This window comes from Streptomyces sp. NPDC005438 (assembly GCF_040606315.1).
Classification (GTDB): domain Bacteria; phylum Actinomycetota; class Actinomycetes; order Streptomycetales; family Streptomycetaceae; genus Streptomyces.
This window is the reverse complement of the sequence record NZ_JBEXEP010000008.1, coordinates 258,185-281,569: the sequence shown is the minus strand read 5'-3', so window position 1 is coordinate 281,569 and position 23,385 is coordinate 258,185. Positions and strand designations below refer to the sequence as shown.

Genomic DNA, 23,385 nt, shown 5'->3' with positions numbered 1-23,385 from the left:
AGGGCGGCGCGCCCACGAGCGCCTCGCCCGAGGTACGGCTTCTGACCGAGGCTGCCCGAGCGGGCTGCCCCGCGTGCACTCACCCCATCGGGACGAGCGGCGACGGAAGACCACCGACCGGCCGCCCTGGCCCCAAAACCGAGACGCCAGGCCCACGAGCCAGACACCCGCCACCAGGGCGGCGCGCCCACGAACGCCCCGCCCGAGGTACGGCCTCTGACCGAGGCTGCCCGGGCGGGCCGCCCGAGCCGGCCCGACTCAGAGCCAAGACAGTGGCCCCACCAGCCGGGCACCCCCACCGTCGGGACGACGCACCCACAAGCACCCACCGAGGCACCGCCCCCAGCTCAGGCCACCTGGGCGGGCCGCCCGGGACAACCCCCTCCCGCACACCCCACCCGGAACAGCGGCGACGACCGTCGGCTGACTCACCCCACCGGGGTGAGCGGCAGTGGCACACCGCTGGCCAGCCGGCCGGGCGGGAGCCCGAGGCAGTGGGCCGCCGTGGCCCCGACGTCGGCCAGGCTGCCGGCGTCCGGCAGAGCGCGCGGGGCCGAGCCGGGCCGGTGGACGAGGACGGGGACGAACTCCCGGGTGTGGAAGGCGTGGCCGATGGTGGGGTCGTTGCCGTGGTCGCCGGTGACGATCAGACAGTCCCCCGGGGCGTCCAACGAGGCGGTCAGCTCGCCCAGTTGCCGGTCCGCCTGTTCCAGGACGAGGCCGTAGCGGCGGGGGTCCTGCTGGTGGCCGGCCAGGTCGGTCTCCTGGACGTTGGCGACCACCAGGGCGTCCTTCGCGCCCCGCACCGCGTCCAGGGTGTGCCGTAGCACCTCGGTGGTGTCCACCGCCGGGTGGCGCGCGGCGCCCTCGCAGGCCAGGATGTCGGCCGCCTTGCCGGTGAGGGTCACCGGGACCCCGGCGCGGGCGGCGAGGTCGGGCAGCTGCCGGGTGTGGTCCAGGGTCACGCCCAGGTGCTGCACCTGGAGCCCCCCGTTGCGGTAGAAGCCGCTGGCGGGGGTGTCCAGCCCCACGGTCCCGTCCTCGCCCGCGCGGACGAAGTCGGGCAGCGGCCGGTCCGCGTTGCCGCCGACGGCGATCACGCGGGCGACGGGGGCCACCCGGCGTACGGTCCGGGCGACTTCGAGGACGCGTGGGAAGGGGAGGTCCGCGAGCCGGGCGGAGACGTTCCAGTTGATACCGGGGTCCGCTTCGAGGTTGTCGTGCACCAGGGCCGAGCCGTCGACCAGCAGCACCGGTTCCTCCTCCAGCGGCTCCACCCGGTGTCCGGCGGCCCGCAGGGCGGCGGCCACGGTGTCCAGGTGGTCGCCCAGCCGGGCGACGGTGACCGTACTGAAGTCGGCGCCCATCATGGTCTGGTGGCCGGCGTAGGTGTCCGCACCCGGGTAGCCGAGGGCTGCCCGGCCGGCCGTGACCGGTGGGGTGCCGGTGGCCGCCGGCGGGCTGCCGTCGGGGGTGGCCAGGTCGGGGTCCGGGTGGACCGCGCCCAGGCCGAGCGCGGTGAGCGCCGGGAGGCGCAGCGCCCGGTCGTGGACCCGGCGGAAGTGGTCCAGGAGGTGGCCGCAGGTGTCGGCGGACGTGTCGCCGGGGCGCAGTGCTCCGGCGTCGGGCATGGCGCCGATGCCGAAGCCGTCGAGGACGACGATGACGGTCCTGCTCACAGGGGGTGGTCCCTTCGGTCCAGGGGCCGGCCGAGGGCGTCGTAGAGGCCCTGCAGGCGGGGCGTTCCCGAGGCGAGTCCGTCGACCACCGCGACGTTGCTGCGGGTCACGAAGACCTGGGTGCGGAAGGCGAGGAGGGCGGTGTCGCCGACGCGGGCGTCGTCGGGGCGGGCGGGCGCGTCCAGCAGCCGGTAGTAGTCGATGTTCTCGGCCGGCATGGGGTGCACGGCCAGTCGCGCCCCGGTACGCGGCAGGAACGCGGACCTGATCTCGGCGCGTGGGTAGAAGCCTCCGCCGTGTACGGCGGGCCGGCCGTCGGCGAGGGTGTGGGCGACCTCGGTGACGTAGACGTAGCCGGGGCGTTCGCCCTGTTCCGGGTCGACCGCGTGCAGGGGGGTGGTGCCGGTCAGGGCGTGTCCGGGCTCGGCGTGGGTGGCGCCGGAGCGGGCCAGCAGCGGCAGGGTGGCCAGGCAGGTGGCGCTGGGCGCGCTGACCTTGGGCCCGGGGTGTCCCCGGGCGGCGAGCCGGTCGCGTGCGGTGAGCGCCAGTTCCAGGTTGGCGGTGGGCTCCGGCCGCCGGGTGACCGGGTCGCACAGGACGCAGGGGAAGGCGGTGACGCCGGCGAGACGTACCCCGGGCAGTGCCTCGACGTGGTGCGCGAACTCGTCCAGCCCCTCCAGCGGTACGCCTCCCTCCTGGCCCGGGTACACCGTGCCGGGTGCCCCTTCGAGACGTACCAACAGGTCCTGGACGTGGCCGAGTTGGCTGGCCGCGCGGCTGACGGCCTCGGCGTTGGCCAGGTCGTAGACGGTCACGGCCTCCGGGCGCCAGGCGAGCATCTCCGGCAGCGCGGCGGCCGGTATCCGCACCAGGTGGCCGAGGTTGCCCGCACGTCCGCCGGCGGCGTGCAGGACCCGTGCCTCCGCCTGGTCGATGGCCGCGAACCGGGGGATGTGGCGGGCGACGGCGGCGGCGAGCGCGGGGTTCCGGCCGAACTGCTTGGCCACGAACCACAGGGTCAGGCCCAGGCGTTCGGCCTCGGCGGCCAGCAGGGTGGCGTTGGCCTCCACGGTGTCGAGGTCCGTCACATAGGTGTCGGGGGGGATGCGCCCCTCGCGGTGCAGCGCGACGGCGGCTCGGACCAGCTCCGGGTTGCGGGCCAGTACGGTGTCGAGGAACACGGTCAGTCGTCCTTGGGGTGGGGCAGGTCGGCCAGGGAGCGGCGCAGGATGTCCAGTACGAGATCGGCGCCGGCGCGCATGGGGTTGACGCGGATCGTCCAGTCGGCCAGTTCGGGGGCGTCGTCCAGGGTCGACCCGGACATCCGGTAGAACATCGGGGCCACCTCGTAACGGGAGTTGGCCCCCACCGGGTAGGGCGCCGCCCCGTACCGGGCGGCCACCGCGGGCAGGTCACGGGCGACGGGCTGGTCCAGGCGGACCAGCAGGCAGCGGTCCTGGGCGTTGGCGAGGCGGACCTCGGCCACGCCCTCCACCTCCCCGGCGTCGAGCCGGGCGGCGACCTCCGCGCCCACCTGGGACTGGATCGCCCACATCACCGGTACGTGGGTGAGGGCGCGCAGCGCGTCCAGGGCCTGGTGGCCCTGGACTTGGCCGCCTCCCGAGTAGTTGTCGGCGTGGACCCGCTCCACCAGGTCCGCCGAGCCGACCACCGCGCCGACGCCCTCGGGGCCGTGCAGTTTGAACAGGGAGAAGCAGGAGGCGTCCGCCCCCAGTTCCACGCCGCTCCGGGGCACCCGGAGCACCGCGTAGTTGTCGTCCACGAGGGTGCGTACCCCGTGGGCCCGGCAGGCCTCCAGGACGGCGCCCAAGTCGTAGCGGTCGGCGAGCCGTTGCCGGCTGTGCTGCCCGTAGGCCCAGGCGAACCGCCCGGACGCCAGGGCCTCGTCCAGGGCGCGGGCGTCGTTGAAGTCCACCGCGACGGTCGGGGTGCCCATGGCGCGCAGGGTCGTCGCGGTGGTGCGGTAGACCGGCGCGCGGTGGATCAGCAACTCCGTACGGGTGTTGCCCTCGCCGAGCGGTGCCGCCGTCAGGGCGGCCCGGATCGCGCCGGTGCCCGCGCCCTGGACGAGGGCGGCGGCCTCGGCCCCCAGGAACTCCGCGAGGACCGCCTCCACCCGGGCGGTGGCGCGCGGGCGCCCCGTCCCGGGCGTGACGCCGACGTCGGCGGTGAACAGTTGCTCGCCCTCGAAGTGCCGTGCCACGCACTCCAGGAGCCGGAACTGGGTGGCCATGGCGTCGGACAGCGGAACGGTGGGCAACGGGTGGGTCTCGGGCAGCCGTACCCGGGGGTTGGTCATCGGGTGCGCTCTCCTCCGTCGGCTGGGGCGGCGGTACGGGTCTGTCCGGTGGGCTCGGTCTGTCCGGTCGGCTCGGTCTGTCCGGTGGGCGGGCCGGGGTCGGCGCCGGTGAGGAACCGCAGCGGATTGCGGCGGGTCAGCAGGTCGACCAGGTCGTCGTCGGCTCCGGCCGCGCGCAGCCGGGGGAGGAAGGCGCGCAGCAGGTGACCGTAGCCGGTGCCGCCCTCGTCGGTGAGGTAGGCGTGCCGGGAGATGTCGCAGGACAGCAACGCCCGGTCGGCGTACCCGGCCTCAATCAGCGCCAGCAGCAGCCGGAGCCGGGTGTGGTCGCTCTGGTAGCCGTTCTTGCCGACGGTGTCGAAGGCGACGTAGGCGCCCTGTGCCGCCAGGTGCCGGTGGACGGACGAGTTGTCCAACAGGTCCTGGTGTCCGAGGGCCACCCGGTGGGGTGCCAGTCCCTCGGCGACGAGCAGGTCGAGTTGGCCGGGGCCGCCCACACCGAGGTGGGCGTGGGTGGCCACCGGCAGCCCTGTGCGTACGGCGGCCCGGGCGGCGGCGGCGAGCACCCGGCGCTCCGCTCCCTCGGGGCGCTGCCCGTGGCTGCCGACCTCCCCGATCAGACCGGGCCGTACGTCGGTCCCGTCGAGGCCCTCCTCGACGTCCCGGACCAGGGTGGCGGTCAGTTCCCCGACGTCGGCCGTCCCTACCTCGCGGGGGTGGAAGGGCTCGTAGTACCACCCGGTGGCGGCGACCACCGGTACCCCGGAGCCGGCGTGGACGGCGGTCAGGGCTCGCGGGTCGCGGCCCATGCCCCGGCAGGTCTGGTCGATCACCAGGGACAGGCCGAACTCCTCGCGTAGCGCGGCGAGTTCGGCGGTGACCGAGGCCGTGTGGCGCGCGTCGAGGGTGGGTTCCGGGTCGTGGTCGCGGCGCAGGTCGAGGGCCAGGTGCTCGTGGGGGAGGACGGGGCCGGTGACCGTGGACGGGTCGAGGGGACCGGTGACGGTCCGAACGGTGTGCATCTGCCAGTGCCTTCCGGTCGCCTGTTCAGCCCTTGATCGGGGTGAACAGGTGTGCCCAGTACAGGAGGTTGAGGACCACGCCCCCGACGACGACCGCTGCCGGCGCGGCGGCCATGCGGACCACGGGCCGGCCCATCGCCTCGTTGAGCAGGTACAGCCCGCCGACGATGAGGATGCCCAGGCCGGCGCCCATCGTGTTCGCGGCCATCAGGGAGCCGAACAGGATGGCCAGGCCGAGGGTCTCGGTGATGCCGTTGCGCAGGTGCTCGGAGCTGTCGCGGACCGACGGGAAGGAGCCGAGCAGCTTGCCCAGCCGGGACAGCAGCAGCACCTCGACCGCGAAGACCAACGCGCCGACGAGCACGGCCAGGTACGGGTTCGGCAGGAGGTAGCCGATCGGGTAGACGAGGGTGAAGCCGGCGATGCCGTAGGCACCGGAGGCCAGCGAGGTGGTGAGGATCAGCGGGACGAAGCCGAAGACCCGGTAGAAGTCGATCTGCGCGGCCTCGGCGTACTGGCCCTTGGCGATCAGGAAGCTGGTCGCCTCGCCCCCGCCGAAGACGTGCATCTGCGCCAGCAGGCACACCCCGCCGCCCAGCACCATGAACAGCGGCAGGTGCCTGCGTAGTCGGGCCGCGCTCGCGCTGAACAGCGACTCCAGCGGGTCGTCGGCCCCCTCGTCGGCGCCCCCCGCTGCCTTGGTGTCCGCCCCGCCGGTGCCAGTGCCCGCCGCCTTGGCGGCTGCCCGTTCGGCGCGGCGCTGGCCTATGTCCCGGGCGGCGGCGAAACCGAGGAGCATCAGCACGCCCACGGCCATCGCGAGGGAGCCGGCGAACACGTCCGGCCACAGCTTCATGGTCATGACGACCAGGGCCAGCTCCACCACCCCGACGATGGCGCCCCGCAGCCGGCCGAACTGCCGTGTGATGGCGAGCACCGGGAACAGGGTGAAGAGGAACAGGATGGGGTTCGACATCTCCTGGAGGGCGGTCAGGAAGTCGACCGGCAGTTTGTGCGCCTGCGAGTTCACCCCGCCGAGCCCGAAGACCACGACGGCTCCCCAGGCGGCGCCGAGGAGCGGCGCCAGCCACTTCCTCATGGCGAGGATGCCCAGGACGTCGGTGGGCAGGAAGAGCAGCCAGGGGTTGAGCACTCCGGTGGACAGCGCCATCGGTGCTCCCAGGCCGAAGATGAACCCGGCGGACAGCCCGAACGAGACCGCGGTGGTGGCGCTGCGCGTGGTCTCACCGCGAATGAAGTCGAGCAGGAAGGGCCGGGTACCGTCGTTGAAGACGGCCAGTGCCTCGTGGGAGATGTAGGCGGTCAGCGCGCACAGGGCGATGACGACGAGTTCCTGCGGAAGCGAGAAACTGAGGCTCGCGGCGAGATACGTGTTCAACGGAGGCTCCCTTGTGCGTCCGCTCGACGGGGGTGGCGGGTCAGCCCGAGTGCGCGGCGATCGCGCGGGTGACGACCGGGGTGACGGTGTCCATCTGGTCCATGGCGAAGCCGAAGACCTTCTTGCCGTCCGCCAGGAGGGCGGCCACCTCCTCCTCGGTGGGTACCGAACGCCCGAAGGTGTGGGCGGCCTTGCCCATCACGCCGACCAGTACGCCCAGGGAGGCGCCGGCGCCGGTGTGACAGGTGCCGAGGTAGTAGTCGGCCTGGCCGGCCCGCAGCTTCATGGCGGCGTCCATGTCGCTGGAGACGGTGGCCTCGACGTCGTCGAGGTCCAGTGCGTTGACGGCCCGGGCGACCTCGGTCTTGCCCACACCGCCGGTGAGGATCTTCGTCATGGTCTGCTTCCTTGCTCTCGTGGTACGGGAGGTGGTGCGGGAGGGGACCGCGTTCGTTCACCGGCGGGCCCGCGTACGGTGCGTCGGAGCTGGCTCCGGGTCGGTCAGGCCCGGGAGTTGTGCGCCAGGGCGGCCAGGTGGAGGCCCAGGAGGTTGATCTCCGACTCGGGCAGCGAGGCGTGCAGGGTCGCCTCGGCACGTGCGGCCACCGCTCTCGCCTCGGCCAGGGCCTCGGGGTGGTCGGCCAGTTCGGCGGCCACCTGCTCGTCGGCGGGGAACTCCGTGAGGGGCTCGCCGTCGAGGAGCCGGGTGAGGGCCATCAGCAGGTGGCTGGTCATCATGCCGGCGGTGTCCTCGGTGACCACCCGTCCGGTCGCCGCCAGAGCGTCGAGCTCACGCGTGACGAACTCGATCACGTGGGGCCGCACCTGGCCGCCCTCGTGGAACATCCGCAGCCGCTGTTCGAGGCGCTCCTCCATCGGTATCGGGTCCTTCCGTGCTCGTCCACCTTGCTGGCAGTAACCGGGATTCTGGATTGTTGGCCGTGAGGTGCTCCCGAGGACACCTGAGGCCCTTTCAGTACGAGGGGATGAGGTCTCCGCGCAGGACCGCCTGCTGGATCCCCGTGATCAGGTCCGGGTCCAGTGCCTGGCGGACGACGCCGAGGGGGCGGTCCTCCGCACGGCCGACGATCGCCGCGCGGGCGTTACGCAGGGACAGTTCGCCGAGGATCTCGTCACTCAGGGGCAGCACGTCCACCCCCTCGCCCATGCGGCCCTGCACCTCGTCCAGGTTCCACACGGTGGCGTCCACCTCGCCACGGGCGAACAGGTCCGGCAGCTGCATGTAGGAGGCCTCGACCCACTTCAGGTCAGGCCGCCCGGCGAAGGCCCGTTCGGTGAGCAGTTCGAGGTCCTCGGAGCTACGGTCGACGGCGACCCGGAGGCCGTGGGACACCGGGTCGACCCCACGACGCACCAGGATGCCGTGCGCGCCCACGTAGGTGCTCGGGCCGAGGTCGGCGACCAGTTCCAGAGGGTGCTGGCCCATCAGCCGGTCGGCGGCGAAGCGCGAGAGGACCACCAGGTCGACCTTGTGCTCCAGCAGCGCGGCCACCCGGTCGTGGGCGCCGCGCATGAAGGTCACCGCGAAGGGGGTGCGGGCCTGCTCGAAGGCCGTACGCAGTCCGGTGGCGAGCCCCTCGTAGCGTCGCGAGTAGGGCAGGGGCATCGCGGCGAGCAGGGTGCCCATGCCCGACAGCCGCCACAGGACGGCCCGGTCGGCCTCCACCAGGAAGGTGCCGAGGTGGCCTCGGGCGACCGTCCTGATCGCGCCGACCCCCTCCAGCAGCTGGAAGGCGGCCTGCACGGTCCCGTTGCCGACGCCCAACTGCTCGGCCACGTCCCGCAGCCTCGGCAGCCTGGTGTTCTCCTCGTGGGTGAGGAGGGTCGCCGCGAGTTGCCGGGCGGCCAGGCCGTTGCGCGTCAGCAGGCGCTCGTCGATGGCGTTCACGGGCAGGACAGTAACCAGTATTCTGATTTTTGAACAGGGTCGGTCACGAGCGTTCCTCCCCGCCCTCCCCCAGCACGGGACCGGCCCTCACGCACCCCGCCTCCCGCGCCCCCTCAACCCGTCACCGTGGCACCGGACTTGGGGGCTCCGCCCCGACCGCGACCCTGATCACACCCCCGGCCGAGCCGGGCCCGAGCGCCGAAGAACCACCCTCACCACGGCACCCCACGCACACGCGAGGTCACGAGGGGCGTCGCCCCCGGGGTCGCGCCGCCGGCCGCACCAGCCGCGCCCGCGACAACGCCACCCCGCCCGGAAGGCACTGGCCGAGGTGACATCGGGGAGGGAGCCGTGGAAAGGGGAGCTAGCGAGCGGGGGCCACGAGTCCGGTGCAGTACACGCCTTCGCGCCGGCGCACACCCTGGGTGACGTAACTGAACCCTTCGCGCCTGGTCCTGGTGTCGAAGGAGACGCCCTCCGGGGGCACGGCGCCGAGTTTGCCGCTCGGGCTGATCGCCAGCGCGAGCCCGAAGGGGATGAACAGCAGTCCCGCAGGAATGGTGAGCACCTGGAGGGTGATGTTGCCGCCGCCGAAACCGGCGACCGCGAGGTACGCCACCAGTGCCAGCATCACGAACGACGAGATCAGGGAGTAGATCATCGGGCGGCGGCGCATCCGCTTGGTCGTCTCCATGTCCTGGATGACGAACTCTCCCTGGCGACCGCAGTGGCCGCACTCGACGAGGAACCGCGCCTCACCCCGTTCAGGACGCTGGACGACGCAGGAGGTCTTCCGCACGCGGGAGCGCACCAGGCCGGGCTCCCTCTTGTGGCCCATCTCGTGCATCATCGTGAGCTCGATCCGCTCCGGTACGCGCCACGACACAGGTTCCCCCTCAGCGTCGCCGACCGCCCTCCGGCTCCACAGCGGCCCCGGCTCGTGGCGGCTCGTTCCCACCCGTGCCGGCTCGACCCCAGGCACCCGTACAGCTTACTGAGCGTTCCCGGAATCGGGACCCCGGGTGACCCCAAGTAGACGGACAGCAGGGCGAGTTGGAGCCGTACGCCACCGGGGCGTGAACGTCACACACCAAAGAGCCGTCAACTACGTCTTGACGATCCAGGCATCGTCAAGTTTCACTTGACGCATGAGCCCACTCGACATCAGCCTCACCGACCTGATCGCCCGTCTCGACGAGGAACTCCCCGAGTCCGACGCACTGACCCGCGTCGGGGAAGCACGACTACGCGCCCAGACCCTGTCCTCCCTCGGTGACCAGCTCATCGACCACTACGTCAACAAGGCCAGGCGGACCGGTGCGTCCTGGACCGAGATCGGTGACGCCATCGGCGTGTCCAAGCAGGCCGCCCAACAGCGCCACGCGGCCGGCCCGTTCGGCCGGTACACCTACCTCAACCGGCACGGCATCGTGCTCGCCCAGGAAGCGGCCCGCACCCACCGGCACGACCTCATCAGCACCGAACACCTCCTCCTGGGCCTGCTCGGCGAACGGCAGGGCCTGGCCCACGAACTGCTGGTCGGCGAGGCCGGTTCGGAGGAACGCGTACGCGAAGCGGTCGAGGAGACGCTGCCGCCCGCCGGGGCGAAGGCACCACGCGGACACATCGCCTTCGCCCCGGAGAGCAAGGAGGCCATCGAGGAGGCAGGCCGCGTCGCGGACGACCTCGGCCACGACCGGATCGGTACCGAACACGCGCTGCTGGGCCTGATCCGCGTGGAACGGAGCCCGGCCGCGCGGATCCTGCGCGACCTGGGCTTCACCTCCGACGGGCTGCGCGAGACGGTACGCGCCGAGGTCGCCCGGCGGTCCGCAGACGACGAGCGGTAGCGGGAGCGCGGGTCGACCGGCCCCCGGGTCAGGAGACGGTCGCGGCGAAAGCCTCGTAGGCGCGGTCGTCGAAGAGGACGAAGGTCACCTCCGCCACCTCGGTGGAGGTGACCTTCACCGTCTCCACCGCGATGCGTGCCGCGTCCTCGATGGGCCAGCGGTAGACACCGGCGGAGATCGCCGGGAACGCGACCGTACGTGCCCCCAACTCGTCGGCCACCGCGAGGGAGTTGCGGTAGCAGGAGACCAGCAGGTCGGACCGGTCCTCGGTCCGCGACCAGACCGGGCCCACGGTGTGGATGACCCACCGGGCCGGCAGTCGGCCCGCCGTGGTGGCGACCGCCTGTCCGGTGGGGAGCCCCCTGCCGTACCGCGAGGCCCGCAGGTCCCGGCAGGCGTCGAGGATCTCGGGGCCACCGGCGCGGTGGATGGCGCCGTCCACTCCCCCGCCGCCGAGCAGCGAGGAGTTGGCCGCGTTCACCACCGCGTCCACGGGGGCCTCGGTGATGTCGCCACGTACGAGTTCGACCTTGACCATTCCTCCATGATGCGGCGTACGGCCGGGCATCCGCCCCTCGGGGCGGGTCGGCGCCGCCCAGAGCCCGCCCACGTTGACGCTCTCGCGGGGAGGGTGATGACCGCCGCTCCCTCGGATGAGGCCTGTGAGGGGCTGGCCGTTGTCACGGTCAGGTTCCCGACGGCCTGGCCGGCCTCACGGGTATTTCCGTCAGCCCAGATACGGTTCCGGCGAACCAGCCAGGTAATGGTCGATTCTCAGGCGCTGGGTGTGATGCATATCCAGTGGGGCGATCTCACGCGCCGCCACGAATCGCACCTCTGTTGACTCGTCAGAAACGGAGAGGGAGCCACCGACAATCCGCGCACGGAAACACACGTTGAACTGCCTCCGAACCTCCCCGTCGCCGTACGCGATGACATGCCTGGGGTCGGTGTAGGTGCCCACAAGTCCGGTGATCTCCACATCGAACCCGGTTTCCTCCTTCACCTCGCGAACCGCGGCCTCCGGTAGGGATTCCCACATTTCCATGCCACCCCCGGGGAGCGCCCACAGCCGGTTGTCCCTTCTTCGCTGCAGCAGAATCCTCCCGTCGCCGTCCACGGCCACGGCGGACGCGGCCACCACCACCGTGTTGGGCTTCGGCGCACGTGGGTCGTCGTAGAACTCGGTTCGGCTCATGCGCTGTTCTCCGCTACTGGTGAGGCGGTCTCCCACCCGGCCTCAAAGCCGTGCTGTTGACCGTGACCTGTGGTGGTCGGCCGGCTCGGTCAGAGCCGCTCCACCAGTCGGAACCGTTCGGCCACCACCAGGGTGCTGTCGTCCACGGTGAAGTCGGGGTCGCCGAGGGCGCGGCGCATCTGGTCCCCCTGCCAGAACCGTTCGTGGTCCGCGCGCCAGGCCGCCACCGTACGGTGTCCCTCCCCCTCGTCGACGGCGTGCCGGAGGTCGACCTCGGCCAGGGGCAGCACCCGGACCTCGACCAGTTCGATCACCGCCACTCCCCGCCCCCGGGAGTCGAGGACGAGTTGGCGTTGCCCGGGCCTGTCCGGTGCGGCGCCCTCCTGCTCGTACTCCCGCCACAGCCCGGTGGTGGTGGTCTTGCGGCCGTCGAGGATCGCCCCCACCAGGCGGTCGCGCAGCGGGCCGGGGAACGCGAACTCCACCGGGGGGTGGGGGTGTTGGCTCATGGGGCGGCAGCGTACCGGCCCTCCCGGCGCCGGTGGTCCGGTACGGGGAGGGGCGTTGTCACAGGTCGCCGGTAGGGTCGCGGTCATGTACACGCCCCTACCGGAGTTGAACCTCCTCAAGGAGTTCGAGGAGAGCGTCAGCGACTACTACGCCCCCGGCTTCGAGTTGGTCGACTTCGCCCACGACGACGGTGGATACCCGAACCTGGCCGACCGTGTCCGCGCCTTCGCCCAGGCCACCGGCTCCGGCTCGACCTACGCGATCTGGCTGCTGGACGACCGGACCGACCTCGCCACCCTGCCCGTGGTGCTCCTGGGCGACGAGGGCGGTGTCAACCTCGTCGCCCGTGACATCAGGGAGTTCCTGCGGGTCCTCGCCTCGGGCTGGACCCCCATGGGTGACTGGGTGTCCGTGGACTACTACGACGAGCGGGACGACGAGGACTACGACCCCTGCCCGGAGAACGTCGCGTTCCGCGAGTGGCTGTGGCGGCACTTCCAGATGGAGGCCGCCGAGGACCCCAACGAGGTGGTGCGGACGACCGAGGCCGCGCTGTGGGACCGGTTCGCCGAGTGGATCGGTCCGCACTATCCCGACGTGGTGGAGTTCCACCCCGCCGACGCCGCTTCCACGGGTGCCCCCGGGGTGGGGTCCACGGCGGAGGAGGGCCGGAGCTGAGCGGACGGTCGCCCGCTCAGGGGCCGCCGGCCCCCAGGGCCGGTTCCTCCCGCTCGCGTAGGTCCGGTTCCGACGGGGCGGGGCCGTCCCGTCGGACCAGTTCGCGGTAACGGCCGCCCCGCGCCATCAGGCTGGCGTGGTCGCCGCGTTCGACGATCCGGCCCTGGTGCAGTACCACGATCTCGTCCGCGTCCCGGACCGTGGACAGCCGGTGCGCGATGGTCAGGGTGGTCCGTTCGCGGGCCAGGGCGTCGATGGCCCGCTGCACCGCCCGCTCGGTGTGGGTGTCCAGGGCGGAGGTGGCCTCGTCCAGGATCAGCACGGGCGGGTCCCGCAGGATGGTGCGGGCCAAGGCCAGGCGTTGCTTCTCGCCCCCGGAGAAGCGGTAGCCCCGCTCCCCCACCAGGGTCTGGTAGCCCTCGGGCAGGGCGGCGATGTGCTCGTGGATGTGGGCGGCGCGGGCGGCGGCCTCAAGGTCCTCCTGGCTGGCCTCGGGGTGGGCGAAGCGCAGGTTGTCGGCCACCGAGGCGTGGAAGAGGTACGTCTCCTGGGCGACCACCCCGACGGTGCGGGCCAGGGTGTCGAAGTCCAGTCGCCGTACGTCGACGTCGTCCAGGGTGACCCGGCCGGAGGTGACGTCGTACAGCCGGGGCACCAGGTAGCCCAGGGTCGTCTTACCGGATCCGGTGGCTCCGACCACCGCGAGGTGGCCGCCGGCGGGGATGGTCAGGTCGACCTCCTCCAGGGCCCAGGCGCCGTCGGGCTCGTACCGGAAGCTGACCCGCTCCATACGGACCTCTCCCCGGGGCGCGGGCAGTGGCACCGGACGGGCCGGCTCGGCGATGTCGACCGGCAGGTCCAGGTAGTCGAAGATCCGTCGGAACAGGGCGAGGGACGCCTGGATGTCGACGCCGGTGGTCAGCAGGGAGGTGCTGGGGCGCAGCAGGGTCTGTTGCAGGGTGACGAAGGCGACCAGGGTGCCCAGGGAGAGGCGTGGACCGCCCAGCGCCGGCAGCAGTCCGGCCGACCAGTACAGCAGGGCCGGCAGGGCGGCCATCACGATGCCGACGGTGGCCAGTCGCCAGCGGCCGGCCATGCTGGAGCGGACCTCCAGGGTGGCGAGCCGGGTGGACTCCTCGCTGAACTCCCGGGTGAGGGAGTCGCCGCGTCCCAGGGTGCGGCCCAGCAGTACGCCGCTGACCGACAGGGACTCGGTGACCAGCGCGGACATGGCCGCCATCTGCTTCTGCCGCTGGGCGGTGATCCGTTGGCGTTCCCGGCCCACCCGGCGGCTGATGGCCACGAAGGCCGGCAGCAACAGCAGGGACACCAGGGTGAGCCTCCAGTCGAGGGCGAGCATGGCCACCACGGTGGCGATCACGCTGGTGCTGTTGGAGACCAGGGAGGTGGCGGTGGAGGTGACGGTGGCCTGCATGGCGCCGATGTCGTTGGCGATGCGGGACTGGACCTCGCCGGTACGGGTGCGGGTGAAGAAGGCCAGCGACATCTGTTGCAGCTTGGCGTAGACCTCGGTGCGCAGGTCGTGCATCACCCGTTGGCCGACGGTGGTGGACAGCAGGGTCTGGAGTACGCCCAGCACGCTGGTGGTGACGGCGGCGGCGATCATGCCGAGGGCCAGCAGGCTGAGCAGTCCGGTACGGCCCTGGGGGATGGCGACGTCCAGCACCTCGCGCAGCAGGAACGGCGAGGCCACCCCGACCAGCGAGGCGAGCACGACCAGCACCCCCACCAGGGCGAGGCGGCCCCGGTAGGGGCGGAAGAGGCTCAGGACGCGTCGCAGGGGCACCGGGGTGGACGGCTCGGACCCGGTGGCGGGTTCTGGACGCGTGGGACCTACGGGACGTGCGGGGTGCTCAGGTTGCTCGGGCGGCTCGGGTTGCTCGGTGGCCTGCGACGACAAGGAACTCCTCGGTGGGGCGGCGGTCGCTCCCCAGCGTAGGCGCCGTGGGGCCGGTCCCCCGGCCAAGGCCACCGGGGACCCCGCCCCTCCCGGCCCTCCCGGCACCCCGGCTCCCCGGACAACAGCGGCGTCGGGAACGGCGCCGGCCACCCACGACCACCCCGAGCCGCCCACCCACGGGCCCCGCGAGGCCGCGAGTCGGGGCGACGTCCCTGCGGGGGCCGTCGGGTGGCTGACGGATGCCGACGGGGCCGCCAGGTCGTCGGCCCCGCACGCGGTACGCCCCCCGGGCGGGCCCTGGTAACGGGCCGCCCGGGGGCGTGGGCGCGGGAGCGCGGGGTCAGGCCTTGGCGCCGGCGTGCAGGGCGAGGACGCCCTTGGCTCCGAGGGTGGCGCTGACGGTGCCGTCGTCGTTCACCTGGACGGTGTTGCCCTCGCAGTTGTCCGGTGCCGCCTTGGCGACGTTGCAGTAGGTGCCGGCGGGCAGCGAGGTGGTCCAGGTCTCGCTGAGGTCGCCGTCGCCTCCGTTGAGGGCGACGAAGCCCTGGTCGCCCCGGCTGAAGGCGAGGGCGTCGCCTCCGTTGTCCCACCAGTCGCCGAGTTCCGCGTCCCCGACCTGGTTGCGGAAGCCGACCATGCCGGTGACCGGCTGCTGGGCGTGGTAGCGGGTGAAGCCGTCGGTGCCGCTGGGCGGTCCGGCGTCCTTGTCCGACCACTCGTAGCCGGAGTAGACGTTGGGCGAACCGTAGGGGTGGGCCAGCAGGAAGGCGTTGGCCAGGGTGTAGGTGTCGCCGTCCTTGTAGGTGAGGGTGGAGCCGTTGCGTTCGGTGTCCCAGTTGTCCACGAACGTACGGGCCTTGGAGCCGTCCAGCTTGCCGTCGGCGATGTTCGCCAGGGACGCCAGGTCGCCGCCCTGGAGGGCGCTCTTGAGGTGGGTGCCGTAGCGGAACTCGTCGACGTCGCCGACCCCGGTGTACTCGTCGGGCTCCACGGCCTCGCCCTCGCCGTGGATGACCTCGCTGACCCAGAAGCCCGGGTCGGACATCTTGCCCTTGATGGCGGCGACGTCCTCGGCGGCCATGTGCTTGGCGGCGTCGATGCGGAAGCCGTCCACGCCCAGGGAGCGGAGGTCGTCGAGGTAGCCGGCGATGGTGCCGCGCACCTTGTCGCTGCCGGTGTCCAGGTCGGCCAGACCGACCAGTTCGCAGTTCTGTACGTCGTCGCGGTTGCCGTAGTCGCTGATGTCCTTCCGGCAGCCGTGGAAGTCGCCGTCCTCGAAGGTGTCGGGGTAGGCGTACTTCTGGTACTCGGTGCCGCCGGTGCCGGTGCCCGAGCCGGAGGACATGTGGTTGATCACCGCGTCGGCGATGACCTTCACCCCGGCCTGGTGGCACTTGTCGACCATGCCGGCGAAGGCGTCACGGTCGCCGAGCCGTCCGGCGATCTTGTAGCTGACCGGCTGGTAGGAGGTCCACCACTGGTCGCCGGCGATGTGCTCGGTGGCCGGTGAGACCTCGACGTAGCCGTAGCCGGCCGGGCCCAGGTCGTTGGCGCACGCCTCGGCCACGTCGGCGTACTTCCACTCGAAGAGGGTGGCGGTCACGGTCTTGTCCCCGCCCGGTGCGCGCCCGTCGGCGGGTGCGGCGCCCGAGGGGAAGGGGGCGAGGGCGAGGAGTCCCGTGGCGGCGAGTACGCCGGCCAGGGTGGCGCCCAGCAGGCGGCGCCTCGGCTTGGGAGTTCCCATCTTCTGCGGCTCCTTGGGGGGTTGGGACACCGGTATGTGCCCACCAGGTCAGCCACGCGTTCCAACCGCCGTGGGTGGGCGGCCCGTTGGGGTCGCCGGGCGGAACGGCCACCCGAGGGGTGGGGTTCCGTGCGGGAGCCTGCCCGGGGGGCCGTGGGTCCGTCAAGGGATCGCGCAAGCTTTTCCATCTCTTGCGGAAATTTCTTGCCGGCCACGAAAGTCCAAACACCCGGCGCCGAAAGTCCATGGAGGGCGCATTGTCAGCCCCCGGTACGGACAGCAGGCTCCTGCCAGAAGTCCCCTTCCCACCGCCCGACTTCTTGGAGGAGCAGTGAACGACCAGGGTTTCTCACGCCGTACCGTGCTGCGGGGCGCGGGCGCGACCGGCGCCGGTCTGGGGGTGGGCGCGCTGGGCACCGGCGCCGCCCACGCCGCGACGCCCTCCGGGCCCGACAGTGCGCAGACCCCGCCCCGTAAGGGCCGCACCATGGTGAACGTGCCCTTCGAGGAGCGGCGGACACTGCGCGTCGGCGTCATCGGCCTGGGCCAGCGGGGCGGCGAGATGATGCTGCCCATCTTCCTCACCCTCGAAGGGGTGCGGGTGGTGGCGCTGTGCGACACGGTGAAGGAGAAGACCGAGAAGGCCGCGAAGAAGGTGACCGACGCCGGCCAGCCCCGGCCGGCCCTCTACTCCGGCGGCGAACGGGAGTACCGCCGGCTCTGCGCGCGCGGCGACCTGGACCTGGTCTACGTGGCCACCCCCTGGGAGTACCACTTCCCGATGGCCAGGGCGGCGATGCTGGGCGGGGCGCACGTCGGGGTGGAGTGCCCGATGGCGATGACCGTACGGGACCTGTGGGCGCTGGTGGACCTGTCGGAGCGGACCCGGCGGCACTGTATGCAGTTGGAGAACTGCGCCTACGGCAGGAACGAGACCCGGGTGCTGCGGATGGCCCACGAGGGCCTGTTCGGGCAGCTGTTGCACTCGGCCGGCGCCTACCTGCACGACCTGCGGGAGCTGATGTTCGACCCGGACTACTACGAGGGCCCCTGGCGCCGTAAGTGGCACACCCGGCTGCTGGGCGACCTCTACCCCAACCACGGGTTCGGGCCGGCGGCCAACTACATGGACGTCAACCGGGGCGACCGGGCCGTCAGCATCACCACCGTGGGCTCGCCCTCGGTGAGCCTGGCGGAGTACCGGGAGGCCAACATCCCCCGGGACGACCCCAGTTGGAAGGAGCGCTACGTCCAGAGCGACATGGCCATCAGCCTGGTGCGCACCGCCAAGGGCCGGGTGATCCGGCTGGAGCACTCGGTGACCACCCCGCACCCGTACAGCAGGCTGAACATCCTGGGCGGCAGCAAGGGGGTGTTCGAGGACTACCCCCCGCGCGTCTACCTGGAGCCGGACCGGGACGACGACCAGTGGGGCGACTTCGACGACTACGCGAAGTGGGACCACTGGCTGTGGAAGGACAACCCCAAGCCCCCCGGTGGCCACGACGGCATGGACTACATCATGCTGCTGCGGCTGGTGCAGTGCATGAGGCTCGGCCTGGTACCGGACCTGGACGTGTACGACGGCGCGGTGTGGTCCTCCCCGGTACCGCTGAGCCACGACTCGGTGCGGTCCCACGGCACCCCGCAGGAGATACCGGACTTCACCCGGGGTGAGTGGCGCCGCAAGCGGCCGGGGATCGACTCCGAGAAGCCCACCGGTTCCTGACCTCCCGTCACCGGGCTTGTGGGGATTCGGTGCGTGAGCGACGCATCCGCTCCCGACTCCCGCGCACCGACGGCAGGATGGGCCCATGAGTCCACGGTCACTCGGCGGTCTGAGGGCGCTGGCCGCCCTCGCCGGCATCTGTCTGAGCGCCGCGATCGGCGTCCTGCTGACCCTCGGGCCGGAGGTGGCGCTCGTACCGGCGGTCCTGGGCGTCATCTTCGCCCTGGTCACGGTGGTCTGGTGGCGCCGGGAACGGCCCCGGCGCCGCCGGTTCCCCCGGAACCCCGGGAGCCCCCGGTGAACCACGAGCCGGAGCCGGAGGCCACCGGGGACCTGTGGGAGGTGTACGGCCGTCCCCGCCCCGACCCCGGCGCCCGGCTGCGGCACTTCCCGGTACGCCGCCCGTACTTCACCACCGGCATGGGGGTCGTCGTCACCCTGCTGTGTGGGCTGGGCGTCTGGATCCTGGTCGAGGTCTCCACCCGGGACGCCTGGCCGGTGGCCGTGGCCCTGGCCCTGCTCCCGGTGGCGGTAGTGCTGGTGGGGCGCGGCCTGTACGTACGGCTGGTGCCCCCGGACGAGGGCCCGTCCAGCTACGCGGTCTGCGAGGAGGGGCTGGTCTGGGAGGACGCCCACTCCCGGCTGGTGGTCCACTGGGACGAGGTCCTCGCGGTACGGCACCGCCCCACCGCCGTCGAGGAGTGGGGCACCTTCACCGTGACCCACTCCGAGTACCTGGAACTCGCGCTGGAGGGCAGCCCGGAACCGCTGGTCGTGGTGGGCGTACCCCGGCAGGACCGGCTCACCGCCCTGGTCGTCCAGCACACCCTGGGGCGGATCGTCGACCGGCTGGCCGAGGACTTCACGCGGGCCGGCGCACTGCGCCTGGGCGAACTGTCGCTCACCGAGGAGGGCGTACGCGGGGCCGACGGCACCCTGCTCGCCTGGTCCCCCGACTGGCGGCTCAGCCAACGGCTGCGACCGGCGGGGGCCGAGCTGAGGATCCGTGGCCGGGAGGGCGGGATACGGGGGCAGGTGCCCCAACTGGCCGTGGCCAGGGCCCTGTTGACCCGGCTGGCGCGGCGGCCGACGGTCTGAGCGGTCAGGCCCGCAGGGCCGCCCGGTCCCCCATCACCACCACCGGGTGCTGGTCGGGGTCGAGGGTGCGCAGCAGCTCCCGCATCCCGGAACGGGAGATGCTCACACAGCCCGAGGTGCCGCTGCCGTGGTCCAGGTGCAGCCAGATGCTGCCGCCCTTGGACTGCCCCTGTGGGCGGGTGGGGTCCAGGGGGCTGGTGCCCCGCACCCGGTTGTAGTCGATGGCGATCACGTGGTCGAAGTCGTTCCGCTTGCTCTTGCCCCAGTAGGAGGGCGGTGTGAAGGAGACGCTCTGACGGTAGGGCAGCTTGGCGCCCGGGTCGGGCTTCAGGCCCCCGGCGTCGCTGACCGTGTAGACCCCGATGGGGCTGCGCTTGTCGTTCTCCCGGTGGTGGAAGGTCCAGCCGCGTTTGCCGTTGTGGCCCGACCAGTGCCGGGTCTCCTTCCACTGGTCACCGCGCTTGACGTACAGCCTCACCTGGGCCTTGGCCGAGTCGCGGCCCGCGCCGTAGACCGCGAGCACCTGGCGGGAGCGCTCGGGCACCTTCCGCTGGAGGCGTTCCCCCACTCCGGGGAGTCCGCCCTTCTCGGCGTCCGCCGACCGCCCCGCGTGGGGGGCCTTCTTGGCCTGGGGGGAGTCGGCGTCATCGGAGTTCCCGGAGCCGCAGCCCGACAGCGGCAGGGCGAGGGCGAGGGCGGCGACCGGCACGGTCCAGCGGGATATCGGGCGCTTGCGCATGTTCGCCATGGTCGCACCCCTGGGCGGGTGGCGCCCACGAACGGCCGGAAACCGCCCCGGGTCAGAACAGTATGCCGGTGGCCAGCAGCGCGCCGGCCCCTCCGAGGAGCATGAACAGCGGCATCAGCACCTTCAGCTCCACCCAGCTCCCGGCCCGGAACCGCATGAAGCGCGGGGTGCCCAGCGGGTACCAGCGCTTGCCGTTGATCTGTATCGGCCACAGCACCGGGCAGCCGGAGATGGTGATGGCGTCTCCCAGGTCGTGTACCAGGGCGCCCAGCACGATGGGCAGGCCCAGCCACAGGTACTCCTGCCCGGGGTCGGTGAACAGCCAGTTGGCGCCGTTGCCGGGCTGGTCCAGGATGCCGGTGAGTATCCAGGCCGCGGCGGCCCCCAGCAGCCACACCAGTACGTCGGAGGAGACCCGGGCCGCCCGCCACAGCAGCCCCTCCACGGCCAGCACCATGTGGACGAACAGGATGCCCAGCACCGCCCAGTGCCCGCCGAAGACGGCCAGGGCCGAGAAACCCGCGCCGATGGCCACCGCCCACACCCAGGTGTGGGTCAGGGTGCGGTGACCGCCGGAGCGGCGGGAGTCGGCGGGAGCCTTGGTGGCCCGGTACACCGCCGAGGACAGGGCGTCGACCACTCCGCACAGCACCTTGCTGAAGGGGCCGAAGGCCCGGGAGATGGTGGCCGACCGGTGGTCCAGGTCGGGGGCCAGCGCGGCGCCCGAGCAGATCAGGGCGCCGGCCACCAGGACCGGCCAGGGCATGGGGTGGTCCAGGGCCTGGGCGGCGGCGCCGACGCCCAGCCAGGCCATGGCACCGGAGAGTGAGTGTGCAGGTCCCATCATCGTCGCTGCCCGCCCCCTGGGTCTCGCGTGGTACGGCGGGCGAGCCGCCAACTGGCGCCGTCCGTCGAGTCGTTGGCGACACAGGTTAGCCGCTGGCGATCTTCCGTCCGACGCCGGTTCCCCTTCACCGTTGCCTGACAGGCAGTATGGGGGGCGTGACTTCGACCCCCCTGATCGACCAGCTGCCCTCCGACGCCGACCCCGACGCCCTGTTCGACGTCTTCTCCTCGTGGACCCAGGAGCGGGGCATCACGCTGTACCCGGCGCAGGAGGAGGCGCTGATCGAGGTGGTGTCCGGGGCGAACGTCATCCTGTCCACGCCCACCGGCTCGGGCAAGAGTCTGGTGGCCGCCGGGGCCCACTTCGCCGCCCTGGCCAGGAACGAGGTCACCTTCTACACCGCGCCGATCAAGGCGCTGGTGTCGGAGAAGTTCTTCGACCTGTGCAAGCTGTTCGGCACCGAGAACGTCGGGATGCTGACCGGCGACGCCTCGGTCAACCCCGACGCTCCGGTGATCTGTTGTACGGCCGAGGTGCTGGCCTCGATCGCGCTGCGGGACGGGCGGGACGCGGACGTCGGCCAGGTGGTGATGGACGAGTTCCACTTCTACGCCGAACCGGACCGTGGCTGGGCCTGGCAGATCCCGCTGCTGGAGCTGCCCCAGGCGCAGTTCGTCCTGATGTCGGCGACCCTGGGCGACGTCACCCGCTTCGAGGAGGACCTGAGACGCCGTACCGGGCGGGACACCGCCGTGGTGCGCTCGGCCACCCGGCCGGTGCCGCTGAGCTACGAGTACCGCACCACCCCGCTGACCGAGACGCTCACCGAGCTGCTGGAGACCCACCAGGCGCCGGTCTACATCGTGCACTTCACCCAGGCGCAGGCGGTGGAGCGGGCTCAGGCGCTCACCAGCATCAACATGTGCACCCGGGCCGAGAAGGACGAGATCGCCCAGCTGATCGGCGACTTCCGGTTCACCACCCGGTTCGGCCGCAACCTCTCCCGCTATGTGCGGCACGGCATCGGGGTGCACCACGCCGGGATGCTGCCCAAGTACCGGCGGCTGGTCGAACGGCTGGCCCAGGCGGGGCTGTTGAAGGTCATCTGCGGCACCGACACCCTGGGGGTGGGAGTCAACGTCCCCATCCGCACCGTGCTGTTCACCGCCCTCACCAAGTACGACGGCACCCGGGTGCGCACCCTGCGGGCGCGGGAGTTCCACCAGATCGCCGGCCGGGCCGGCCGGGCCGGCTTCGACACCTCCGGCTTCGTGGTGGCGCAGGCGCCCGAGCACGTGGTGGAGAACGAGAAGGCGCTGGCGAAGGCCGGGGACGACCCCAAGAAGCGGCGCAAGGTGGTGCGGAAGAAGGCCCCCGAGGGGTTCGTCAGCTGGGGCCAGAACACCTTCGAGAAGCTGATCGCCTCCGACCCGGAGCCCCTCACCTCGCGGTTCCGGGTCACCCACGCCATGCTGCTGTCGGTGATCGCGCGGCCGGGGGACGCCTTCACCGCGATGCGCAAGCTGCTGGAGGACAACCACGAGGACCGCCGCGCCCAACTCCGGCACATCCGCCGGGCGATCGCCATCTACCGCTCCCTGCTGGACGGCGGGGTGGTGGAGCGGCTGGACACCCCGGACGCGGAGGGCCGGAGCGTACGGCTGACGGTGGACCTGCAACAGGACTTCGCGCTCAACCAGCCGCTGTCCACCTTCGCCCTGGCCGCGTTCGACCTGCTGGACCCCGAGTCCCCCTCGTACGCCCTGGACATGGTCTCGGTGGTCGAGTCGACCCTGGACGACCCCCGCCAGATCCTGGCCGCGCAGGCCAACAAGGCCAAGGGCGAGGCGGTCGCCGAGATGAAGGCCGACGGGGTGGAGTACGAGGAGCGGATGGAGCGGCTGATGGACATCACCCATCCCCAGCCGTTGGAGGAGCTGCTGTTCCACGCCTACGGGCTGTACCGCAAGTCGCACCCGTGGGTGGGCGACCATCCGCTGTCACCGAAGTCGGTGGTCCGCGACATGTACGAACGGGCCATGACCTTCGGGGAGTTCGTCTCCCACTACGAGCTGGCCCGCACCGAGGGCATCGTGCTGCGCTACCTGGCCAGCGCCTACAAGGCCCTGGAGCACACCGTCCCGGACGAGCGGAAGTCGGAGGACTTCGAGGACATCGTGGCCTGGCTGGGCGAACTGGTGCGCCAGGTCGACTCCAGCCTGCTGGACGAGTGGGAGCAGTTGGCGCACCCCGAGGAGGACCAGGAGGACGCCCAGGACCAGCCGGCCGCCGAGCGGGTGCGCCCGGTCACCGCCAACGCCCGCGCCTTCCGGGTGCTGGTGCGCAACGCGATGTTCCGCCGGGTGGAGCTGGCGGCCTGGGACCGGCTGGCCGAACTCGGGGAGCTGGACGGGGAGTCCGGCTGGGACCGGGGCCGCTGGGCTGAGGCGATGGACGCCTACTGGGAGGAGTACGACGACCTGGGCACCGGCCCCGAGGCCCGGGGGCCGAAGCTGCTGCGGATCGAGGAACTGCCCGAGGACGGGCTGTGGCGGGTCCGGCAGACCTTCGCCGACCCCCGGGGCGACCACGACTGGGGCATCTCGGCCGAGGTGGACCTCACCGCCTCGGACGCCGAGGGCCGGGCGGTGCTCAAGGTCACCGACGTGGGCACGCTGTGACACACCCGCTCCCCGGGGCACGGCGGAGGCCGTGCCCCGGGGAGCGGAACGG

The 23,385-nt window shown here is 72.1% G+C and carries 22 protein-coding genes and 2 pseudogenes; 7 read left to right on the top strand and 17 right to left on the bottom strand.

The features are described 5' to 3' along the window. Nucleotides 1-428 precede the first annotated feature (428 nt). The 9 genes from ABZT14_RS18855 to ABZT14_RS18815 form a co-directional block, all read right to left on the bottom strand. Nucleotides 429-1,679, bottom strand: a complete 1,251-nt coding sequence (locus ABZT14_RS18855) for a phosphopentomutase (protein WP_356303838.1) — start codon at nt 1,677-1,679, stop codon at nt 429-431. Next, entirely contained in the window at nt 1,676-2,860 is a 1,185-nt protein-coding gene (locus ABZT14_RS18850) for an alanine racemase (protein ID WP_356303835.1), read from the bottom strand. Before ABZT14_RS18850 ends, ABZT14_RS18855 begins: the two co-directional genes overlap by 4 nt. 2 nt (nt 2,861-2,862) lie before the next feature. Beyond that, nucleotides 2,863-3,999 carry an aminotransferase class V-fold PLP-dependent enzyme gene (locus ABZT14_RS18845; protein WP_356303832.1) on the bottom strand — a complete coding sequence of 379 codons (1,137 nt, stop codon included), beginning with the start codon at nt 3,997-3,999 and terminating at the stop codon, nt 2,863-2,865. Continuing rightward, a complete protein-coding gene (locus tag ABZT14_RS18840; RefSeq protein WP_356303829.1) occupies nt 3,996-5,021 on the bottom strand; it encodes a phosphotriesterase in 1,026 nt (341 codons plus the stop codon). The genes ABZT14_RS18845 and ABZT14_RS18840 overlap by 4 nt, the downstream gene beginning before the upstream one ends. A 25-nt stretch (nt 5,022-5,046) precedes the next feature. Continuing rightward, a complete protein-coding gene (locus tag ABZT14_RS18835) occupies nt 5,047-6,420 on the bottom strand; it encodes a YhfT family protein (RefSeq protein ID WP_356303826.1) in 1,374 nt (457 codons plus the stop codon). Between the two features lie 40 nt (nt 6,421-6,460). Then, nucleotides 6,461-6,817: a DUF2620 domain-containing protein gene (locus ABZT14_RS18830; protein ID WP_356303823.1), complete on the bottom strand. Its 357-nt coding sequence runs from the start codon at nt 6,815-6,817 to the stop codon at nt 6,461-6,463. A 104-nt stretch (nt 6,818-6,921) separates the two neighbouring features. Further along, nucleotides 6,922-7,296 (bottom strand): transcriptional antiterminator, encoded by a 375-nt coding sequence (locus ABZT14_RS18825; RefSeq protein WP_356303820.1) that lies wholly within the window; start codon nt 7,294-7,296, stop codon nt 6,922-6,924. A 97-nt stretch (nt 7,297-7,393) separates the two neighbouring features. Next, a complete protein-coding gene (gene yhfZ / locus ABZT14_RS18820; protein ID WP_356303817.1) occupies nt 7,394-8,329 on the bottom strand; it encodes a GntR family transcriptional regulator YhfZ in 936 nt (311 codons plus the stop codon). A gap of 364 nt (nt 8,330-8,693) precedes the next feature. Continuing rightward, entirely contained in the window at nt 8,694-9,215 is a 522-nt protein-coding gene (locus tag ABZT14_RS18815) for a hypothetical protein (protein WP_356303814.1), read from the bottom strand. Nucleotides 9,216-9,477: 262 nt separating this feature from the next. Here ABZT14_RS18815 and ABZT14_RS18810 point away from each other — a divergent pair, with 262 nt between their 5' ends. After that, entirely contained in the window at nt 9,478-10,179 is a 702-nt protein-coding gene (locus tag ABZT14_RS18810) for a Clp protease N-terminal domain-containing protein (RefSeq protein ID WP_356303811.1), read from the top strand. 28 nt (nt 10,180-10,207) lie between these two features. Here the strand turns inward: ABZT14_RS18810 and ABZT14_RS18805 are convergent, their stop codons facing one another. The 3 genes from ABZT14_RS18805 to ABZT14_RS18795 all read right to left on the bottom strand — a co-directional run bounded on the left by ABZT14_RS18805 (nt 10,208) and on the right by ABZT14_RS18795 (nt 11,886). Continuing rightward, nucleotides 10,208-10,717, bottom strand: a complete 510-nt coding sequence (locus tag ABZT14_RS18805) for an O-acetyl-ADP-ribose deacetylase (RefSeq protein WP_356303808.1) — start codon at nt 10,715-10,717, stop codon at nt 10,208-10,210. 189 nt (nt 10,718-10,906) lie between these two features. Then, a complete protein-coding gene (locus ABZT14_RS18800; protein ID WP_356303805.1) occupies nt 10,907-11,377 on the bottom strand; it encodes an NUDIX domain-containing protein in 471 nt (156 codons plus the stop codon). Nucleotides 11,378-11,466: 89 nt separating this feature from the next. Further along, on the bottom strand, nt 11,467-11,886 hold the full coding sequence (locus ABZT14_RS18795; protein ID WP_356303802.1) for an ASCH domain-containing protein: 420 nt from the start codon (nt 11,884-11,886) through the stop codon (nt 11,467-11,469). 85 nt (nt 11,887-11,971) lie between these two features. On the opposite strand from ABZT14_RS18795, the gene ABZT14_RS18790 reads away from it, so the two are divergent. Further along, nucleotides 11,972-12,565, top strand: a complete 594-nt coding sequence (locus ABZT14_RS18790) for a hypothetical protein (RefSeq protein ID WP_356303799.1) — start codon at nt 11,972-11,974, stop codon at nt 12,563-12,565. Between the two features lie 16 nt (nt 12,566-12,581). Here the strand turns inward: ABZT14_RS18790 and ABZT14_RS18785 are convergent, their stop codons facing one another. Both ABZT14_RS18785 and ABZT14_RS18780 read right to left on the bottom strand, forming a co-directional pair. Continuing rightward, nucleotides 12,582-14,372 carry an ABC transporter ATP-binding protein gene (locus ABZT14_RS18785; RefSeq protein ID WP_356303796.1) on the bottom strand — a complete coding sequence of 597 codons (1,791 nt, stop codon included), beginning with the start codon at nt 14,370-14,372 and terminating at the stop codon, nt 12,582-12,584. 454 nt (nt 14,373-14,826) lie between these two features. Continuing rightward, nucleotides 14,827-16,230 (bottom strand): alpha-amylase family protein, encoded by a 1,404-nt coding sequence (locus ABZT14_RS18780; protein WP_356303794.1) that lies wholly within the window; start codon nt 16,228-16,230, stop codon nt 14,827-14,829. A gap of 331 nt (nt 16,231-16,561) precedes the next feature. Between ABZT14_RS18780 and ABZT14_RS18775 the strand changes: the two genes are divergently transcribed. The 3 genes from ABZT14_RS18775 (at nt 16,562) to ABZT14_RS18765 (ending at nt 19,057) form a co-directional block, all read left to right on the top strand. Continuing rightward, nucleotides 16,562-17,959, top strand: a complete 1,398-nt coding sequence (locus tag ABZT14_RS18775) for a Gfo/Idh/MocA family oxidoreductase (protein WP_356303791.1) — start codon at nt 16,562-16,564, stop codon at nt 17,957-17,959. 85 nt (nt 17,960-18,044) lie between these two features. Further along, complete coding sequence (locus ABZT14_RS18770) at nt 18,045-18,260, top strand: hypothetical protein (RefSeq protein WP_356303788.1); 216 nt, start codon at nt 18,045-18,047, stop codon at nt 18,258-18,260. Continuing rightward, the gene (locus ABZT14_RS18765) at nt 18,257-19,057 is read left to right on the top strand and encodes a hypothetical protein (RefSeq protein WP_356303785.1); all 801 of its coding nucleotides are present in this window, start codon (nt 18,257-18,259) and stop codon (nt 19,055-19,057) included. Before ABZT14_RS18770 ends, ABZT14_RS18765 begins: the two co-directional genes overlap by 4 nt. Nucleotides 19,058-19,061: 4 nt before the next feature. Here ABZT14_RS18765 and ABZT14_RS18760 read toward each other — a convergent pair whose 3' ends face one another. Continuing rightward, nucleotides 19,062-19,805 carry a L,D-transpeptidase family protein gene (locus ABZT14_RS18760; protein ID WP_356303782.1) on the bottom strand — a complete coding sequence of 248 codons (744 nt, stop codon included), beginning with the start codon at nt 19,803-19,805 and terminating at the stop codon, nt 19,062-19,064. A gap of 52 nt (nt 19,806-19,857) precedes the next feature. Beyond that, nucleotides 19,858-20,652 (bottom strand): metal-dependent hydrolase, encoded by a 795-nt coding sequence (locus tag ABZT14_RS18755; RefSeq protein ID WP_356303779.1) that lies wholly within the window; start codon nt 20,650-20,652, stop codon nt 19,858-19,860. Between the two features lie 146 nt (nt 20,653-20,798). Between ABZT14_RS18755 and ABZT14_RS18750 the strand changes: the two are divergent. Beyond that, a pseudogene (locus ABZT14_RS18750) lies at nt 20,799-21,893 on the top strand (DEAD/DEAH box helicase); the annotation flags it as partial. Here ABZT14_RS18750 and ABZT14_RS18745 read toward each other — a convergent pair. Beyond that, nucleotides 21,852-21,947, bottom strand: a pseudogene (locus tag ABZT14_RS18745) (hypothetical protein); the annotation flags it as partial. The pseudogenes ABZT14_RS18750 and ABZT14_RS18745 sit on opposite strands and share 42 nt — an antisense overlap. Between ABZT14_RS18745 and ABZT14_RS18740 the strand changes: the two are divergent. After that, nucleotides 21,924-23,333 carry a DUF3516 domain-containing protein gene (locus ABZT14_RS18740; protein WP_356304096.1) on the top strand — a complete coding sequence of 470 codons (1,410 nt, stop codon included), beginning with the start codon at nt 21,924-21,926 and terminating at the stop codon, nt 23,331-23,333. The pseudogene ABZT14_RS18745 and the gene ABZT14_RS18740 sit on opposite strands and share 24 nt — an antisense overlap. Nucleotides 23,334-23,385 lie beyond the last annotated feature (52 nt).

Bases quoted from the DNA above. Each gene is read 5' to 3' on its own strand.
- ABZT14_RS18845 (WP_356303832.1), bottom strand. From the start codon at position 3,999: ATGACCAACCCCCGGGTACGGCTGCCCGAGACCCACCCGTTGCCCACC.
- ABZT14_RS18840 (WP_356303829.1), bottom strand. From the start codon at position 5,021: ATGCACACCGTTCGGACCGTCACCGGTCCCCTCGACCCGTCCACGGTC.
- ABZT14_RS18830 (WP_356303823.1), bottom strand. From the start codon at position 6,817: ATGACGAAGATCCTCACCGGCGGTGTGGGCAAGACCGAGGTCGCCCGG.
- ABZT14_RS18825 (WP_356303820.1), bottom strand. From the start codon at position 7,296: ATGGAGGAGCGCCTCGAACAGCGGCTGCGGATGTTCCACGAGGGCGGC.
- ABZT14_RS18810 (WP_356303811.1), top strand. From the start codon at position 9,478: ATGAGCCCACTCGACATCAGCCTCACCGACCTGATCGCCCGTCTCGAC.
- ABZT14_RS18805 (WP_356303808.1), bottom strand. From the start codon at position 10,717: ATGGTCAAGGTCGAACTCGTACGTGGCGACATCACCGAGGCCCCCGTG.
- ABZT14_RS18800 (WP_356303805.1), bottom strand. From the start codon at position 11,377: ATGAGCCGAACCGAGTTCTACGACGACCCACGTGCGCCGAAGCCCAAC.
- ABZT14_RS18795 (WP_356303802.1), bottom strand. From the start codon at position 11,886: ATGAGCCAACACCCCCACCCCCCGGTGGAGTTCGCGTTCCCCGGCCCG.
- ABZT14_RS18790 (WP_356303799.1), top strand. From the start codon at position 11,972: ATGTACACGCCCCTACCGGAGTTGAACCTCCTCAAGGAGTTCGAGGAG.
- ABZT14_RS18780 (WP_356303794.1), bottom strand. From the start codon at position 16,230: ATGGGAACTCCCAAGCCGAGGCGCCGCCTGCTGGGCGCCACCCTGGCC.
- ABZT14_RS18770 (WP_356303788.1), top strand. From the start codon at position 18,045: ATGAGTCCACGGTCACTCGGCGGTCTGAGGGCGCTGGCCGCCCTCGCC.
- ABZT14_RS18760 (WP_356303782.1), bottom strand. From the start codon at position 19,805: ATGGCGAACATGCGCAAGCGCCCGATATCCCGCTGGACCGTGCCGGTC.
- ABZT14_RS18755 (WP_356303779.1), bottom strand. From the start codon at position 20,652: ATGATGGGACCTGCACACTCACTCTCCGGTGCCATGGCCTGGCTGGGC.